General features: G+C 73.3%; 12 protein-coding genes. 8 read left to right on the plus strand and 4 right to left on the minus strand.

Going from position 1 to position 15,045, the window contains the following annotated elements:
• Nucleotides 1–223 precede the first annotated feature (223 nt).
• Entirely contained in the window at nt 224–1,357 is a 1,134-nt protein-coding gene (locus GNZ18_RS03805; RefSeq protein WP_312874281.1) for a ParB/RepB/Spo0J family partition protein, read from the minus strand.
• Nucleotides 1,358–1,816: 459 nt separating this feature from the next.
• Here GNZ18_RS03805 and GNZ18_RS03810 point away from each other — a divergent pair, with 459 nt between their 5' ends.
• The 4 genes from GNZ18_RS03810 to GNZ18_RS03825 all read left to right on the plus strand — a co-directional run bounded on the left by GNZ18_RS03810 (nt 1,817) and on the right by GNZ18_RS03825 (nt 7,235).
• Nucleotides 1,817–2,437 (plus strand): ScbR family autoregulator-binding transcription factor, encoded by a 621-nt coding sequence (locus GNZ18_RS03810; RefSeq protein WP_156214615.1) that lies wholly within the window; start codon nt 1,817–1,819, stop codon nt 2,435–2,437.
• Nucleotides 2,438–2,449: 12 nt separating this feature from the next.
• Complete coding sequence (locus GNZ18_RS03815; RefSeq protein WP_156214616.1) at nt 2,450–3,604, plus strand: sensor histidine kinase; 1,155 nt, start codon at nt 2,450–2,452, stop codon at nt 3,602–3,604.
• Nucleotides 3,601–4,317 (plus strand): response regulator, encoded by a 717-nt coding sequence (locus GNZ18_RS03820; RefSeq protein ID WP_156214617.1) that lies wholly within the window; start codon nt 3,601–3,603, stop codon nt 4,315–4,317. The genes GNZ18_RS03815 and GNZ18_RS03820 overlap by 4 nt, the downstream gene beginning before the upstream one ends.
• Nucleotides 4,318–4,397: 80 nt before the next feature.
• The gene (locus GNZ18_RS03825; protein WP_156214618.1) at nt 4,398–7,235 is read left to right on the plus strand and encodes a carbohydrate-binding protein; all 2,838 of its coding nucleotides are present in this window, start codon (nt 4,398–4,400) and stop codon (nt 7,233–7,235) included.
• Here the strand turns inward: GNZ18_RS03825 and GNZ18_RS03830 are convergent.
• Nucleotides 7,216–8,904 carry a hypothetical protein gene (locus GNZ18_RS03830; protein WP_156214619.1) on the minus strand — a complete coding sequence of 563 codons (1,689 nt, stop codon included), beginning with the start codon at nt 8,902–8,904 and terminating at the stop codon, nt 7,216–7,218. The genes GNZ18_RS03825 and GNZ18_RS03830 overlap by 20 nt on opposite strands.
• Nucleotides 8,905–9,067: 163 nt before the next feature.
• On the opposite strand from GNZ18_RS03830, the gene GNZ18_RS03835 reads away from it, so the two are divergent.
• The 4 genes from GNZ18_RS03835 to GNZ18_RS03850 are packed head-to-tail and all read left to right on the plus strand — an operon-like array spanning nt 9,068 to nt 11,463.
• Nucleotides 9,068–9,646, plus strand: coding sequence for an RNA polymerase sigma factor (locus GNZ18_RS03835; RefSeq protein WP_246249344.1), 579 nt, complete (start codon nt 9,068–9,070; stop codon nt 9,644–9,646).
• A complete protein-coding gene (locus tag GNZ18_RS03840; protein WP_156214621.1) occupies nt 9,643–10,566 on the plus strand; it encodes a hypothetical protein in 924 nt (307 codons plus the stop codon). The genes GNZ18_RS03835 and GNZ18_RS03840 overlap by 4 nt, the downstream gene beginning before the upstream one ends.
• 46 nt (nt 10,567–10,612) lie before the next feature.
• Complete coding sequence (locus GNZ18_RS03845; RefSeq protein WP_312874282.1) at nt 10,613–11,047, plus strand: MarR family winged helix-turn-helix transcriptional regulator; 435 nt, start codon at nt 10,613–10,615, stop codon at nt 11,045–11,047.
• Complete coding sequence (locus GNZ18_RS03850) at nt 11,044–11,463, plus strand: hypothetical protein (protein ID WP_156214622.1); 420 nt, start codon at nt 11,044–11,046, stop codon at nt 11,461–11,463. Before GNZ18_RS03845 ends, GNZ18_RS03850 begins: the two co-directional genes overlap by 4 nt.
• 105 nt (nt 11,464–11,568) lie before the next feature.
• Here GNZ18_RS03850 and GNZ18_RS03855 read toward each other — a convergent pair whose 3' ends face one another.
• Both GNZ18_RS03855 and GNZ18_RS42985 read right to left on the minus strand, forming a co-directional pair.
• Entirely contained in the window at nt 11,569–12,966 is a 1,398-nt protein-coding gene (locus tag GNZ18_RS03855) for a S41 family peptidase (RefSeq protein ID WP_156214623.1), read from the minus strand.
• 174 nt (nt 12,967–13,140) lie between these two features.
• A complete protein-coding gene (locus GNZ18_RS42985; protein ID WP_156214624.1) occupies nt 13,141–14,964 on the minus strand; it encodes an asparagine synthase-related protein in 1,824 nt (607 codons plus the stop codon).
• Between the last annotated feature and the right edge of the window lie 81 nt (nt 14,965–15,045).

The raw sequence follows: 15,045 nt of genomic DNA on the forward strand, positions 1-15,045 counted from the left end.
CGGATGATTGGCGGGAGGTCGCACATGGACATCGGGCGAACAATTCTGGCCACCGCGCTGCTCGCAAGGGTTTGAGATCGGCGACCTTTGCCAGGCTGTGATCTGCGCGCCGGTGACCCTGGGTACACCGGGGCTCGGCTCAGAGAATGGTCGTGCCCCTCACGACAGAGGACCGCGGACGGCGTGGTGCCGTCCGCGGCCATTGGCGGGTCGTGCCGGGTTGTCAGCGGCGCGCCGGGCGCGTGTTCCGCCTGGGGGAAAGGGGGCGGCTCAGTGACTTGCTCAGTTCTGCCAGGCGCTTCCACTCCGTCACGCGCTTCGCCGCGATGGCACGTACCAAGGGCGCACTGTGCGGAGGGATGTTGTTGATGATCGTCCGCCACCGTTCGAGCTCGACCTCCGTCGCGATCAGCATCCGGAGCAGCTGCCGCCCGGACTCGGTGCCGCGGAACGCCGGGTCCCGCGTCAGCTTCCGCAGCACCGCCTCGGTGTCCTCCGGAAGGGACTCGGCGGACTCGGTGGACTCGGCGAACCCGGTCGCCTCCGCGGTCGCGGGGGCCGGCGCCCCGTCCTGGAGGGCCGGCGCCTCGCGCTCGGGAGCCGGCGCCTCGTCCGCGCCGGTGTCACCGGGCGGCGGGACGCATCCGCCGCGCCCTTCGGGCACGGGGTTCTCGCCCCGTTTCAGCCTTTCCCGCACGTCCCGGGCGGTGCTCACCGAGACCCCCGCGGTGGCGGCGAGTTCGCGGAGCGACATGCCGGAATCCTCCGACAACCGGTTCGCGATGGTCCGGCGCCCTTCCGCGCTGCTCACCGGGCGCAGCCGCCCGTCGCGGCCGATCCGGGCGTCCAACTGCGGAATTTCCCCACTCGCGTGGCGGCGCAGCTTGCCGACGGTCTTGGAGCTGATACCGGCCCATTCGGCCACCGCGCGGTCGGACCAGTACGGATGCGAGGTCATGATCCGGATAGCGGCGCTCCGGCGCTCGGCCAGCGTGAGCGGCAGGCCGTGCCCGACGTTCAGCCGCACCGACAGGATGAAGGCGTCCTCCTCCGAGCCCTCGAACATCCGCGCCTTCATCGTCGTTCGGCCGCGCCGGGCGGCCGCGCGCAGCCGGTGGACGCCGTCGATCACACGCATCGTCCGGCGGTGGACGAGAATGGGTTCCAGCTCGCTCTCCGTCTCGGCCAGCACCCGAATGTGCGCGGCGTTCTCCCGGCGCATGCGGGGCGAATGCGACGGCGACAGTTCCGTGATCGGAACATCCTGCGTCGGGAGTGAGCTAAGAAGGCCGATTAAGCCTGCCGGGGTCATGACCTGGCCCGTCGACAGAGCCGCCTCGGGAAGCGCGACGTCCACTGACCGCTCCTTGCATGGGAACCATTAGCAAAAGAAGACCACACGACCGGTTTTCTTTCAAGAAGCGAATATGTGACTCACACCACAGCGGGGTATTATGATCAATATATGCGCTGGTCAAGCACGCCATGCGAACGCGAAATAGTTTCGGTCACGCATTTATTCGTACCAACTAAATCCGACCAGTCGGTTAGCATTCCCACCGACTCCGAACGCCTCGCGCACAAGTGCGGAGCACTCACCGTGACCACCGGGTCGGCCCGCCGGGCGCACCGGTGCGGCGCGGGACCCGCCGCGCGGCCGGGCGGGAGGGCCGACGCCTCGCGGCAGAGGGGGGTGACCATGGCGCCAGTCCGAATCTGAGGTGCCTTCCCGGCACCTGACCGAGCCCCTATTCTCAAGCATTGACAAAGCGTCCACTGACTCTGTCAGTCCCGGGCCTTTTAGGAGGCCACCACCTTGCCCCAGCAACAGCGTGCGATACGCACCCGCCAGGTGATCCTGTCCGCCGCCGCGAAGGTGTTCGAGGAGCGCGGATACACCGCCGCGAGGTTAGGGGAGATCATCGAACGGGCGAACGTGACCAAGGGGGCCGTCTACTTCCACTTCCAGTCGAAGGCGGAGCTGGCGCTCGCCGTCATGGACGAGCAGCGACGCTTCGTGCCCCCGTCGGCGCCGCGCCCCTCGCCGCTCCAGGACACGATCGACCTGACCCACCGGGTCGCGCGCGACCTCCAGGAGAACGTGGTGCTCCGCGCCGCCGTCCGGCTCGTGATCGAGCAGGGCTCGTTCACGATGCCCAACCCCTCGGCGTACCTGATGTGGGTCCGGTCGCTGCGCGGGCTGCTCGACGCGGCCCGCGAGAACGGCGACCTGCGTCCGGAGGTGGACCTCGACGACGTCGCCGACCTGGTGGTCGGCGCGCTCACCGGCATCCAGCTGATGGACCAGGTCCTCACCGGCCGCAGCCTGTTCACCCTGAAGATCACCAACCTGTGGCGCTACCTGCTCCCCGGCCTGACCACCCCGGAGCGGCTGGCCGCGCTCCGCCCGGAAGGCTCCCTGCCCGCCGAGCCGTAATAGCTTGTGCGGATGGGGCAGTCCCGGTTTCCGCGCGGCCGCAGGGCCGACGCGATCGTCGCCGCCGCGGCGTTCGCCCTGGACCTCGCCGAGCTGCTGATCCGCGCGGTCGGCCACGCCCCCTCCGGCCGGATGCTTCTCGTCGCGGCCGGGCTGGCCGCGGCGGCGGCGGCGCTGACGGCACGGCGGCGCCACCCCGTGGCCACGCTCGTCATCGTGGTCGCCTTCGACCTGCTGCGCGGCGCGCTCGCCGGGTCGTGGAGCGACTCGATCAGCACGGTGTCCCTCGTCGCCCTCTACAACGCGGGCCGGTACCTGCCGGTCGCCCGGGGGTGGGCGGCCGGCGGCGGCGCCGTCGCGCTGCTGGCGGTGCCGGTCACCGTCCGGACGGGCGCCGGCGGCCTGGCCGACGAGCTGCTCACGAACTTCCTGGTGGTCGTCGTGGGCCAGCTCATGGCGGCGCGGGAGGAGCTCACGCGCCGCCACCGCGCGCAGGCGGTCGAGGCGGCCGTGCACGACGAGCGGCGCCGGATCGCCCGCGAGCTGCACGACGTCGTGGCGCACCACATCGGCGTCATGAACGCGCTGGTCGGCGCCGCGCGGACCACGATGACCCGCGCCCCGGAGGAGTCCCGGGAGGCCCTGGAGGCGGCGGAGCGGACGGCGCGGGAGGCGATGGTCGAGATGCGGGAGATGCTGGCGGTGCTCAGGGCCGAGGACGGCACCGACACCGGCGGCGGTGAGCCCGCGACGGCGGGCGGTGTGGCGGCGCTGGTCCGGCGGGCCGGGGAGACGGGCGTCCCGGCCGCGCTGGAGGTGTCCGGTGTTCCGCGCCCGTTGCCGTCGTCGGTCGACCGCGCCGTCTACCGCGTGGCGCAGGAGGCGCTCACCAACGTCCGCAAGCACGCGGGCGGGGCCCGCGCGACGGTCCACCTGCGGTACGCGCCCGACGCGGTCGGCGTGGAGATCACCGACGACGGCCCGGGGAGCGGGCCGCCCGAGGAGGGGCACGGCCTGCGGGGGATGGCCGAACGGGTGGCGCTGTGCGGCGGGACGATGCGGGCCGCGCCCCGTCCGGAGGGCGGGTTCCGCGTCGCCGCGCACATCCCGCTGCCGTCGCCGGCGGACCACGACGCCGGCGCCGCCTCGCCGGGCCGCCCGCGATGATCCGGGTCCTGATCGCCGACGACCAGGCACTGATCCGGGTGGCGTTCCGGATGATCGTGGGCGCGCAGCCCGACATGGAGGTCGCCGGCGAGGCCGCCGACGGGGCGGCCGCGGTCGCCCTGACCCGGCGGCTGCGACCCAACGTGGTGCTCATGGACGTCCGGATGCCGGAGCTGGACGGCATCGAGGCGACCCGGCGGATCATCGACGCCCTGCCCCGCACACGCGTGCTCGCCGTGAGCACCTTCGACCTGGACGAGCACGTCGTCGCGGCCCTGCGCGCGGGCGCGTCGGGCTTCCTGCCGCTGGACGTGTCGCCGGAGGAGCTGACCGAGGCGATCCGGATCGTCCACCGGGGGGACGCCGCCGTGGCGCCGCGCCTGCTGACCTACCTGATCGGCACGTTCATCCGGACGGCCCGGCCGCGCCCCGCCGCCGTACCGCCCACGCTCGCGGGCCTGAGCGCGCGTGAGCTGGACATCCTCGTCCTCATCGCGCGGGGGTCGTCCAACGCCGACATCGCCGGGGCGCTGTCCATCTCCGAGTCCACGGTCAAGAACCACGTGACGAGCGTGTTCGGCAAGCTGCGGATACGGGACCGCGCGCAGGCGGTCATCGCCGCCTACGAGGCGGGGCTGGTCACTCCGGGCGACGGCGCGAAGGCCGCCGGCGGCGGGCGGCCGCCCGCCTCGTCCGCCCGACCAGAGGACTAGGAACCCGGTCCTAGCGCGCCGCACGGGATCGTCGGGCAGGCCGAAGCGGTGCCGGGACCGCGACACCTACGTTTCGATCCATGGACTCTGCGAAGAACGGCCGCCTTCCCCGGCGGACGCTGTGGCGCGCGACCGCCGCGGCCGCCGCGGTGCTCTCCGTCGTGGTCGTCGGGCTGGTGGGAGCCCCGCCGACGCGGGGACGGGCGGCGGCGGCGACCACCGTGCAGGGGGAGTCGCCGGTCAGGACGAACATCCCGGTGGCGGAGGACGGCCGGGCATCGGGCGGCGCCTACCTCAAGCTGGACACCACCCGGAGACCGCCGTCCGGCGGGTGGTACGCCACCTACCGCGTGAACGCCCCGGCGGACGGTGCATACCGGATGGAGGTGGCGGCCACCTCCCCCGTCGAGCAGTGGGGGCAGCAGGCGTGGGGGTCGTACTTCGACCTGTCGGTCAACGGGGCGCCGTTCGCGCAGGCCGCCTGGTCGCAGCCGCGCTGGACCGGCTCGCCGCACGCGTGGGGCGACCTGTACCGGCTGCGGCTGGACGACGTGGAGCTGAAGCGCGGAGCCAACACGGTCACGTTCAGGGTGGACGGGGCGGTGGCGGCGGCCCCGGCCGTCCGGTACCGGCTGCTGCTGGACGCGTTCACGCTGGCGCGGACGGACCTCGCGCTGCGCGAGGTGGGTTCGGCCACCCCCGGCAACATCGGCGTCTACCGGGACGGCGAGCGCGCGGACCTGCTCCTGCGCCTCAACGCCCGCACGCCGACCGCGTGGCCCGTCCGGTACGAGATCCATGACTACTTCGGGCGCCGCGTCGGTGCGGGCACCGCGACGATCCCCGCCGGGGCGGCGTCGGCGACCGTCCCGCTCCCCGGCCTGCCGGCCGGCAACTTCCGGGTGAGCGCGTCGCGGCCGGGGTCCTCCGGCGGCGCGGTCGTGGGCCACCTCGCGCGTCTGCCCGGGCGCAGGCCGGTGACCGGGGAGGCCAACCGCTTCGGCGTGAATGTGTGGGCGGCGGGCGTGGTGCCGCCGTCGCGGCTCGACCCGGTGCTGGCGGCGATGCGGGAGATGGGCGCCGGGCACGCGCGCGACGGCGACGACTGGCCGACCGCCGAACCGTCCCGGGGCCGGTACGTCTCGACCCCCTACGACGCGCTGGTCCGCGCGTACCACGCCCACGGCCTGACGTCGATGGACACGATCACCGAACCCCCCGGCTGGGCGGTGCCGCCGACGTCCGCGCCGCTGCCCGCCGACCTGCGGGACGCCTACGCGTTCGCCCGGCAGCGCGCGGGCAAGACGGGCGCGGCGCGCTCCGACGCGATCCATCTGTCCAACGAGCCGGAGTCGGACGACACCGCGAGCACCGGCGACCAGCAGGCGGCCTACGTCAAGGCCGCCGCGCTCGGTGCGGCCGACCGTCGCGGGCCGCGGCAGGCCACCGTGCTGCCCACCTACTACGTGCCCGGCTACTTCCAGGACCTGGTGCTGCAAAACCAGGTCGCCGGCTACGCCGACTACTGGGCCTGGCAGGCGTACCCGAACGGATACCCGGACCCGGTCAACCCGCGGCTCCCGGCGGAGGACCTCAGGAAGCACCGGGAGTTGAAGCGGCTCCACGGGGCCCGGACGCCGCTGTGGGCGGCGGAGGCCGGCGCGTACATCCGGTCGTCGCCGGACGGGCTGAGCCGGGAGAGCCAGGTCACCCAGGCGCGTTATCTGGTCCGGTCGACCGTGGAGGGCTTCGCCGGGGGCGTGGCAAGGTCCTACTGGTTCAGCGGGACGCCCATCGGCTACCTCTCCGCCGGGGGCGGCGAGGAGGCCGTGTACTTCGGGCTTCTGAGCCCGACGTTCCAGCCTTGGCCCGCCTACAGCGCGCATGCGGCGATGGCCTCGATCCTGGGCGAGGCGGACCATGTCGGCCCCGCGCGAGGGCTGCCGGACGGCGTCACCGGCCAGGTGTTCGCCGCGCACGGGAAGACGGTCACCGTGGTCTGGGCGGACAAGCCCACCCGGGTGGACGTGCCGACCCCCGGCCGCCGCGTCGAGATCCTCGACATCATGGGCGCACGCCAGGGCGTCGCCACGCCCGCGCGGAACGGGACCGTGCGCGTGGCGGCCTCCCCCGACCCCGTCTACCTGGCCTCGGACGCCGCCGCCCCGAAGACGGCGCCCGCCGCCGCACCGGTTCGCCGCGCGAAGCCGTCGAGGGCCGAGCACATCGTGCTCGCCCAGCGGTTCGCGCCGCGGAACGCCGCCCCGAACAAGAACGGCGACGGGACGGAAGGGCCGCCCCACGGCTACCGGCTGGATCCCGCCACCTCCATGAACCTGGACGTGTACAACTTCAGCGACACGGCCCAGACCGTGACGGTCACCGCCCGCGCGTACGGGGGCTGGAGCGTTCGCCCGTCCACCGGGTCGGCGGCGACGGTGCGGGTGCCCGCCCACGGCCGGGTCAGCGTGCCCCACACCGTCACGGCGCCCGCCGCGGTCCGGCGCGGGGTGGACTATCCGCTGGTCTTCGACGCCACCACGGACGGGCGGCCGGTCACGCCGTCGGTGGGCCGGGTCCAGCGCCCGGCGGCGAAGCCCGGGACGCCGGTGCCGCTGGCCCCCTCGATCACCGATCTCTCGCCCCGGGGCGGGACGACCGTCGCCGGCCCCCGCGTGAGCCTGAGCGCCCGCGTCACCGACGCCCTGTCAGGTGTCGACGCACGGCGGCTCACGCTCCAGGTGGACGGCCGCGACGTGCCCGCGCGGTTCGACCCGTCCACCGGACGCCTCACCGCGTCCGCGCGGCTCGCGCCGGGACGGCATGAGGTCTGGGTCCGCGCGTACAACAGGGCGCACGCACCATCCCAGGCGTCAGCCGCCTTCACCGTCGCCGGGCTCAGGAGGACCGGCTCCTGACCGCCCACGCGCGGACCAGGGTCTGGTCGGCACCCGCCGCGGAGGCGCGCAGCGAGACGAATCCCGACGCGGGGTTCCGCACCGTCGCGACCCAGTCCCCGCCCCTGCGCCGGACGCCCACCGGCTTCCACGTCCTGCCGTCGTCATAGGAGATCTGGAGGGTCGGCCTGGCGTCCGGTGCGCGATCCACCCTCAAGGCCAGCTCCTGCTCGGCCCCGGCGACGGCGGACGCGTCGTCGCCGAGGGGCGTGCGGTACTGGATCGACGGGAGGTGGACGATGCCGTCCCGCACGGAGAACCTCCACTCCGCGTGCTGGCGGGTCGCCAGCGGCGAGTAGGAGGCGGCGCGCACCTCATCGACGGTCAGCGTGTAGTCCCCGGGCGGGGGGACGGGCCACTTGTGGGCCGTGCCGGGCTCGTCGCTCTCGTAGACGACCTGTCCCTTGGCGTCCCGCAGGACGGAGGAGCCGGTCGCTCCCGCGTAGGGCGCCAGGATGCTGCGGCCGTCCCAGGTCGAATGCATGAAGACCGCCAGCGCCGGTTCGCCCCCGCTCCCCCAGATGACCAGCGGGGTGGCCGGGCCGAGTGGGGCCGGGGTCAGGTTCCACTTGTGCGGGCCCGGCTTCGCGAACCGCACGGTCCGGTACCAGAGTTCGGTCTGGTCGAACCCGAAGCCGCAGTCCGGCGTCGTGTTCATCCAGTCGACCCTCCAGTCGATGCCCGGCGTGTAGTACTCGGTCCGCGTGACGGGCCCGGCACCCGCACCGGTGAAGAAGCCGACCCAGCCGCCTTCGGCCCAGGCCGCGGCGGCGTGCCCGCCCACGCAGACGGGGCGGCCCTCCGTCCCGTACCGGACCGCCACCTCGGCCATGTCCGCGGTCCTCACCCGGAACTCGGGCTTCGCCGGCACCCTCCCCTTCTCCTCGGTCACCACGTTGTACACGTACGGGCTTCCGGACTCCGCGCCGTTCCTCGTGATGACCGCCTGGGCGCTGAAGTGCAGGCCCGCCTCGGTGGCGGTCGGCGTGACGTAGCCGTTCTCGATCGGGATCCCCCAGACCGTGACCGTGGGGGCGCCGCCGAGCCGCTGGGCGATCCGGATCATCCCGTCCAGCATGCGGGCGTCCGCGCGGTCCACGGAGACGGAGACCGGCCGGGCCTCCCGGGCGTCCAGCACGAGCGCGGTCGTGCCCTTCACCGCCACGCGGGGACGGTAGACCACGGCGGTGGACGGGCGGCCCTTGGCCTCGGGCGTCTCCACGTACGCCACCACCGCGTACTCGCCCGCCGGGAGCTCCCCTTCGAGGTGCCCGTCGACGAGATCGCCGTAGAACGCGTCACTCCCATCGAGAGGGTGGAAGACCACGACATTCGCGTCGGATGTGGCCGGGGCCTCGCCCCTCCGGTCGAGGACGTCCACGAGCACCTTCACCCCGTTCGCGGTCCGGGACGCGAGCGGCCGCCTCGTCGCGGGCCGGTTCACGGGCTCGGTGACGGCGTCGTTCCGCAACCCCCGCGGGTACCGGTCGCGGACGGACGCGGCCGGTTCCGGCGCGGGTGCCGCCGCCGGTGCCGCCGGTGCCGCCGCCCGGTGCGGAAGCGCGAACGCCGCCGACGACGCGGCCGCCGCGATGAGCGTGATCATGGCGGTGCTCTTCCTGACTGCCAAGGATCTCCCTCTCCATGCGCGCCCGCGCGGGCGCGCGGGTCTCGTCTGGAGGGGTGTCCGGCACCTGGAGATCATTTCTTCCGAAATGCTCGTCCGGGAGCCGGACATTCTCCGACCGTCGGGCACGCGGCGCACCCTCGGGCGCCCGCCGAGAGGAGATGGCTTGGGACACGAACGCTCGGCCCGGTTCGAGGAGCTGTACGCGGCGCACCTCGGACACGTCACGGGCTACGTGCGGCGCCGTACGGGCGACCCCGACGACGCCGCCGACGTGATATCCGAGACCTTCCTGGTCGCCTGGCGCCGCCTCGACGACGTCCCGCCGGGCGAGGAGGCGCGCTTCTACCTGTACGGCGTCGCGCGCCGGACGCTGGCGAACCTGCACCGGGGCCAGCGGCGGCGCCGCGACCTGACGGCGCGGATCGGCCGGCGCCTCGCCGCCGACCTGGCGGCCGCACCGGCCCCGGAGCCGGACCGTCCCGAGATCGGCGCGGCCTTCCGCGCGCTGCCGGACGCCGACCGGGACCTGCTCGGCCTGGCCTCCTGGGAGGGGCTCGACAACGGCCAGATCGCCTCCGTGCTCGGGGTGAGCCGCAACGCGGTCCGGATCCGGCTGCACCGGGCCCGCCGCCGGTTCGCCCGCGAGCTGGAGCGCCGGGGGATCGCCCGCGCGCCCGCCGCCAAGCCCGAGCGCCCCGCACCGGAAACCCCCGTACCGTCCAGAAAGGTAGGGTCCGCATGACCAGCGACCTCGACTCCCTGATCCGCCACGCGGCGCCGCTCTCGGACGCCGAGGCCCTGCGCCCGGTGCGCGATGAGACCCGGCGGGAACTGCTCGAACGGATCACGTTCGCGGAGGCCGGCGAGGCGGCTCCCGCGCCGCGGCCGCACCGCCGCCGCTGGAGGATCGGACTGCCCGTCGCCGTGGGGGCCGCCTGCGCCGTCGCCGTGGCGGCGCTGGTCGTGCGGCCCGGTGGGCACGCTCCGGCGCCGTCCACGAGCGGCGGGCCCGGCGGGTTCGATCCGCGGCCGGTCGCGGCGCTGAGCTTCACCGAGCGCAAGGGCTACATCGACGTCCGGATCAAGGACCCGCTCGCCGATCCGCAGCGCTACCGGAAGGAGTTCGCCGCCCACGGCATGCGGATCGACCTGATCATGGTTCCGGCCTCGCCGAGCTTGGCCGGCACGATCGTCATGCAGGACGACGGGGGCCCGGACAAGCGGCAGATCGTGCCGATCGAGGAGGGACGCTGCGTGACCGGGGGCGGCGGCGACGGGAAGTGCGTCCGCGGCCTGCGCATCCCGACCGGCTACCGCAACACCGCGGGTATCTCGTTCGGCCGCGAGGCCCGCCCCGGCGAGCGGTACGACAGCACCAACAGCGCCTTCGCGCCGGGCGAGGTCCTGCACTGCCTCGACGTCAGGGGCCTCACGGTCGAGCAGGCGGACCGGCGCCTCAGGCAGCGCGAGGTGACCGCCACGATGTTCCACTGGGAGACCGGCACCGAGGGCTACACCGAGGGCCGCGACAAGCTGCCCGGCAACTGGTACGTCACCAACGCCGATCCCTGGGCCCCGGGCCAGGTCATGCTGTCGATCCAGAAGGACCGTCCGGCCGTCAGGGACACCGCTCACGACAGGGCCCTGTTCAAGGGCTGCTGATCCCGCGGTTGTGAAGGATTAGCACGAAAGCGTATAGTCCGAAATCGTGAAATCCGACATCGTGGCTTCCGGGTGGTCGCCGCTGCTCGCGTTGCAGCGGGCCACCCACGCCACCCTCCAGGTACTGTCCGCCGAGCTGGTCGATCTGGACCTGACCGGCTCCGAGATCAACGCCCTGGCGAACCTCGCCGACGGGCGCGGCCGGACCGTGTCCGAACTCGGCGCGGCCGTGGGCAGCCGTCCCACGACGCTGACCAGCGTGCTCGACCGGCTGGAGCGGCGCGGTCACATCACCCGGGGCACCCGTCCCGGAGACCGCCGGGCGGTGCTCATCGAACTCACGCCGTCCGGACGGGCGGCCGCCGCCACGATCCGGGACGCGGTCGCCGACGTGGAGCACCGCGCGCTCGACGGCCTGCCGGACGAGGCGCTCGTCCACCTGCGCGCCGCCCTGCGAGCGCTGACGGAGGTCTCCTCATGAGCACCGCCCCCGCCGACTTCGACGCGTTGATGGCCGAGGTGATGGCGGGCGCCGAGCGGTTCGGCCATCGCGAGCACGTCCATCTGACCTGGTTGGCCGTGCGGCGGGTCGGGACGGTCGCGGCGGTCGGCCTTGTCGGCGGCGGCATCCAGCGCACCGCGCGCTACGCGAACGTGCCCCAGAAGTACCACGCGACCATGAGCCGGGCCTGGGTCGAGCTGGTCGGTCACCACGCGGCCGAACGCGGCGAAGAGGACTTCGGCGTGTTCGTCGGCCGCCATCCCGCCCTGCTCGACAAGCGCCTTCTCACCCGCTTCTACCGTCCGGCGACCCTGGCCTCGCCACCGGCCAGGAACGGCTGGGTCGCACCCGATCTCGCCCCGTTCCCATGGCAGGACGCGAGCCGCGCGGGTTAGCCGTCCCGGTCGCCCCGTCCGGCCCGGTGGACGCGCGGGACGTTCGTCGGCCGGCCTCGGCGGTCGCCGCGCGGTGCCGCGGCGGCCCGCCGAGGCCGGCGGCGGTCATGGCCGGCGGCCGAGGACGGCGAGGGCCCGGTCGAACGCGGAGTCGCGGTCGGCCGCGAACTCGGCCGGGGTGAAGACGGGCGTGCGGATGTGCGGCGGCACCCCGGCCCCGTCGAAGGTCCTCCCGTCCCGGGTGAGGAACTCCTCGTTGGGCACCCAGAGGCTCCAGTCGTTGGGCAGCGGGCATTCCATGATGTCGGAGAAGACGCCCTGGGTGTTCTGCCCGATCCGGACCACCCGTCCGGGCCGCGCCATCAGGGCCTGGGTGAAGGTCTCCCCCGCGCTGTTGGTGGTGTCCGAGGTGAGCAGGGCGATCGGCCCGGTGTAGCGGGGCGCGGCGGCGGGCCTGACCGTGATCGGCTGCGGACGGGTGAACCGGGTGGCGTCGCCCGGGTCGTTGCGGGCCCGCTTGCGGTAGGCGAGGAACGGCCGGTCGGTGAGCCGGGCGGCCAGTTGCAGGCCCAGCGCGTCGTAGCCGCCGGGGTTGTACCGGACGTCGATGATCAGGCCGCGCATCCGGCGCTCCGGGGTGATGATCGCGTCGAGGGCCTGGGCGAGCCGGGCCCGGTCGGCGGCGTAGTCGAAGTCGCTCCCGGTCTCGTACCCGAAGAACCCGGCGACCCGCAGGTAGCCGACCCCGCCAGGCAGCTCGGCGAACGTGAGCTGGCCCGCCGCGTAGTCCTTCCCCTTGCCGCGCAGGTCGCGGCGGTCGATCAGCTCCTTGACGCGGGCACCCAGCTTGCGGGTCGTCGGCTGGGTGCCCGGTCGCAGGCCGGTGAAATTCCGTTCGCCCGCGAAGACACCGGTGTGCGCGTCCCCCAACGGCTCGATCATGTCCCGCAGGATCTCGAAGAGCCGCTCGTCGGTGGTGCGCGCGTTCACCATCGGCCGGTACCGCCTCCGCTGGGCGGCCCAGTCGACGTGCCGCTGCCGGAAGAAGGGGTAGTTCTCGGCGAAGGTCTGCCAGAAGACGTCGAACGTCCCCACCGGCCCGGACGGCTGCGGTGCGCCGCAGGTGGCCGGAGCCTTGGCGAGCCTGATCAGGCCGAGGTCCCCGGTGGACCCGACGGAGTGGAGCTTCGCGACGTCCGGCCGTCCACCCGGCCGGAGCGTGATCGTGTTGCCGTCGCTCAGCCGGTAGACGGCGGCGGCCCCGGGACGCGGCGTCCCGACACGGGTCGCCTCGTCAACGGGCAGGCAACTGATGGCGGTCGTCTGGAAGAGCGTCGCCTTGGACGGTTGGACCGACAGCACCATGCCGTAGCCGTCCGTCCGCCAGAGACCCGTCACGGACGCGGCGGGCGACGCGGGCGCGGCCGTCGCCGCGGGCGCGGTCAGTGCGGGGGCGGTGATGAGTGCCAGCGAGAGCGCGGCCGCGAGGGTCGGGGCTCGCATCAGTGGTTCTCCTCAGGTCGGAGGGTTCCAGGGAAGAGGGTTTCCAGGAAGAAAGCGCGGACGGCGTCGTCGTGGTACTCGCGCCGAAGTCCTCACCCCAGCCTCCTGCGCCGCCCCTCCCACCACCAGTGACTAAGGTCGCGCCAACACCCCCACCAACGGCGGGGGTCGCGTTCAGCCCGGGATCGGGATTCTTACCGGGGAGAGGGCGGGCGGGGGTCGGCGCCATTCCTGGGAGAGCAGCACGCTCAGGGTGTAGACGTGCCAGATCTGCTTGGTCCACCGGCCCGGGGAATCGCGGAGCAGGGTGGTGTAGGCGTCGCGGTCGACGATGTCGAACAGGGCCTCCGGGCCGTCCAGGATCTGTTCCTGGAGCAGGTCGCGGAAATTCTGGTCGAAGGAGACCCGCCAGTTGAAGCCGGAGGTCCCGCCGTTGGCGGTCAAGGGGGCGCGGGCCCGCCAGGCGCGCCTGCCGGAGAACAGCGGGCCCCGGCCCCGGTCGAAGCGCCAGCGCTTGCCTTCGGGCGGGATCGCCGCCAGGGGCGGGGCGAGTTCCTGGAGGAGCAGGTAGAAGGGGTATTCGCTGCGCCGCCATTCCGCCGACAGGGCGAGCGCCTCGCGGACGACCCGGTTGTCGAAGAAGGGGTGGTAATAGGGCGTGTTCATGAGCGTCGCGGTGTGCGAGCCGACGATCCACCGGCCGGTGCGGTAGTGCAGGTAGAGCTTGTCGAGGACGTCGAATCCGTCGCTCCTGGCCCGCTCGGCCCACGGCCGGTGCTCGGCGGCGGCCCGCTCGTTGGCGGCGGACGTCATGAACCGCTCGGCCGCGTGGAAGATGAGCCGGACCCGTTTCTGAAGGCCCTCGGCCGAGATGTCGTCCTGGTCGTAAAGGAAACCGCCGCGCAGTGTCTCGCCGCCCGAGCCCGATGTGCGCGGAGCCAGGTCGTACGGCCGATATCTGTTCACGCTCTCATACGCCGAGTTCATGCCCTCGCACATGCGGATGATGTCGTGGGTCCGGGAGAACGGGTGCTGGACATCGACGAAATCCTTGCGCTCCTGGGGGACGGTCAGCTCCACCTCGTGCTCGATCTGGAGCGCCTGAGCGACGCGCGTGCCGAGGACGACGTCCGGGTCGTCCGCGAACCCGTGCGTCGTCGCGGTGAAGGCGACACCGGCCGATCTCAGTACGGCCGCCATCAGCCTGCTGTCGCGCCCTCCCGAGAGGGCGAGCCTCACCGGGTCCTGGTGGCGGGCCAAGGGAGCGGCCGAGGCGACCAGCGCTTCGGCGAGCGGGCGGACGAGTTCGCGCCGCCCCCTGTCATCGCGCGGAGTCTCCCGCGCCGGCGCCGAGGGCTGCCGCCGGACGACGGTCGGCTCACCCGGTACCGCCCGTATCAGCGAACCCGCCGGGAGCGCGTGCACCCCGCGGAAAGGCGTGTCGTCGTTGGCGTGGAAGCCGTGGCGGACGAGGGGGTGCAGCGCCTCCACATCGATATCGACCTCGGGGTCCTCCCGATCGGTCCGCGCGGCCTGGGCCACGAGGTGCACCAGCAGGGCGCGGCTTCCGATGACGCGGAGCCCCCGCGCCTCGGCGTGGTAGACGGGGCAGACCCGGGCCATGGCGGTCGCGGCCTCGGCCCCCTCCGTCCCGGCCCGGAAGATCGAGAAGACGCCGCCCAGTTCCGCGGCGGTCGCGGCGAGGTCGTCCCTGGCGAGCAGGAGGTCCACGTCCCGCTTGGGCTCGGCCAGGTAGCCGCAGTACCCGAGCCGCCACGCCGCGCCGCTGATCACGGTCTCGGGGAGCAGCTCGTGCTCCGGCTCGTTCGTCCAGCCCAGCAGCGCGACCCGGCCGCCGGGCGCCGTCCACTCGACGGCCTTGACGACGTCTGAGGGAACCGGGAACGCCTCATGGATGGCGCGGCGGGCCGCCCGGAACGCCGGCGCGGGAATCCTCTCGCGGGCTTCGCGAGTGGCCAGGACGAGGTAGACGCGCACGCGCCCTCCGCTCCTCGGTGGGACTGAAGCGGAGAATTCACCACGCCCTGGTTAATCAGCGATGAACCATCAACGTCACAC

Source organism: Actinomadura litoris (assembly GCF_009733595.1).
Taxonomy (GTDB): Bacteria; Actinomycetota; Actinomycetes; order Streptosporangiales; family Streptosporangiaceae; genus Spirillospora; species Spirillospora litoris.

Bases quoted from the DNA above. Each gene is read 5' to 3' on its own strand.
- GNZ18_RS03825 (WP_156214618.1), top strand. From the start codon at position 4,398: ATGGACTCTGCGAAGAACGGCCGCCTTCCCCGGCGGACGCTGTGGCGC.
- GNZ18_RS03850 (WP_156214622.1), top strand. From the start codon at position 11,044: ATGAGCACCGCCCCCGCCGACTTCGACGCGTTGATGGCCGAGGTGATG.
- GNZ18_RS03840 (WP_156214621.1), top strand. From the start codon at position 9,643: ATGACCAGCGACCTCGACTCCCTGATCCGCCACGCGGCGCCGCTCTCG.
- GNZ18_RS03820 (WP_156214617.1), top strand. From the start codon at position 3,601: ATGATCCGGGTCCTGATCGCCGACGACCAGGCACTGATCCGGGTGGCG.
- GNZ18_RS03815 (WP_156214616.1), top strand. From the start codon at position 2,450: ATGGGGCAGTCCCGGTTTCCGCGCGGCCGCAGGGCCGACGCGATCGTC.
- GNZ18_RS03855 (WP_156214623.1), bottom strand. From the start codon at position 12,966: ATGCGAGCCCCGACCCTCGCGGCCGCGCTCTCGCTGGCACTCATCACC.